Origin of the sequence: Sphingomonas sp. (assembly GCF_036388215.1) — a bacterium.
GTDB lineage: Bacteria > Pseudomonadota > Alphaproteobacteria > Sphingomonadales > Sphingomonadaceae > Sphingomonas.
In genome coordinates this window covers 1-1,635 of sequence record NZ_DASVSH010000032.1, presented here as the reverse complement: position 1 = coordinate 1,635, position 1,635 = coordinate 1, and the positions used below count along the sequence as shown (strand labels likewise).

The window sequence follows — 1,635 nt, the reverse complement described above, 5'->3', positions numbered from 1 at the left end:
CGGCTCATTCCAGATCATCGCCGCTTCGACAGGCAAAACTCACCCCCTGTTTGGATAGACCGCTCCGGTTCCCCTAGCCGCATACGGCATCTCTGTCCTGCGGCAAATATAGACCTCGTCCTCCGCGCGATTTTCGATTTGGAAGCCCGACGCGCGCAGCATGCCCTCCACGCACGCGCGGTTGGGCACCCACCAATTGGTCCAGTCATGGGCATATTCGCGCTCGATGAAATGGAGCTTGGGGTAGGCATGAGCGTCGAAGATGTCGGTCACCTCGAAGGGGTAATCCTCCTGGAGGTCCGCCGCCTCCATCGATCCGCGCTGCATCGACTGGAAGAGAAGCATGTCGCCGGCGACATGCTCGTGGATCAGGTCGAGCGCGAGCAGCGGATGGCGGAGGTGGTAAAGGACGCCCATGAAGATCACGAGGTCGAACTTCTCGCCCAGCGCGGCGACGTCGTAGACGGAAAGGTTGCGGAACTCGATATTGTCGTAGCCGAGCGTCTCGGCGGCGAGCCGCGCCTGGGCGAGATAACGGTCGTCGCTGTCGATGCCGACGACGCGCTCCGCGCCGCGCCGCTTCATCTCCATCGAATAGAAGCCGGCGTTGCAGCCGATGTCGAGCACGCTCTTGCCGGAAAGATCGGCGGGCAGATGGGGCGCGAAATGCTGGAACTTCACATTGGGATAATCGCCGAGGAAGTGCTCCGGCGCGGTCCTGACCCCGCCCAGGTCCATGTTGTGAAACCAGGGGGCGAGCGCCTCGACCCGCGCGCGAAGGTCGTTGGGCTCCTGGCTTCTTGCGGCCCCGTTCATTGATACAGCCTTTCGTTAAGGGTCATGACCCGCGCGCCCCAATCGCCGAGCGCGATCCGGGACACCGAGGCGGGGTCCACGTCGAAGCGCAGGAGATGGTCGAGCGGCAGGCCCAGATAGAATGCGATCGCGCCGCGGATGATGTCGCAATGGCTGACGCAGGCGATGGTCCGGCCCGGATTGTCGTGGGCAAGAACGGCAAGCGCGGCCGTGGTGCGGCGCACCGCTTCTTCCATGCTTTCGCCGCCGGGCGGGCGGGCGGTGGCGCGTGCCTCGTTCCACTCCATCCAGCCCGGATCGCCTTCCAGCGCGCTGAACGCCATTCCGGTCCAGCCGCCGAAGTCGAGTTCGTCGAGGTCGTCGACCACCTCGACCGTGATTTCATGCGGCTCGGCAACCGCGCGGGCGGTGTAGTAAGCGCGCTCGCGCGGGCTCGAATACACCGCGGTGATCGGCTCCACCCCGAGCAGGTCGCCGACGATCTCGGCCTGCTCCAGCCCGTCCTTGCTGAGCGCCACGTCGCGCCGGCGGCCGGACAAGGTGCGGCCAAGCTCGACATGGGCGGCGTGGCGGATAAGGAGAATGTTGGCGGTCACGCGTGCGTCGGAACCCTGGTGAAACGAACGTTCATCTGCCGCGCAACCGCCCGGCGAGCAAGGCGGTTCCATCCGCGGAGGTGCGCCGCAATCCGCGATGGCCGGCGGGCGCGACTCTTTGCGGGCACGGAACAAAGCTGTATGAACGGGTGTTCAGGGTTCGGAAGAAGAAGAAGCAGCTAAGTTGCTCAATACGCTTGTCTAACATAGATCAACCTGGGGG

At 64.6% G+C, this 1,635-nt stretch carries 2 protein-coding genes; both read right to left on the bottom strand.

All coding sequences use genetic code 11. The features are described from left to right. Positions 1-39: 39 nt before the first annotated feature. Complete coding sequence (locus VF617_RS14140; RefSeq protein ID WP_331015549.1) at positions 40-816, bottom strand: TIGR04290 family methyltransferase; 777 nt, start codon at positions 814-816, stop codon at positions 40-42. Next, positions 813-1,412, bottom strand: coding sequence for a histidine phosphatase family protein (locus VF617_RS14135; RefSeq protein ID WP_331015548.1), 600 nt, complete (start codon positions 1,410-1,412; stop codon positions 813-815). Before VF617_RS14135 ends, VF617_RS14140 begins: the two co-directional genes overlap by 4 nt. Between the last annotated feature and the right edge of the window lie 223 nt (positions 1,413-1,635).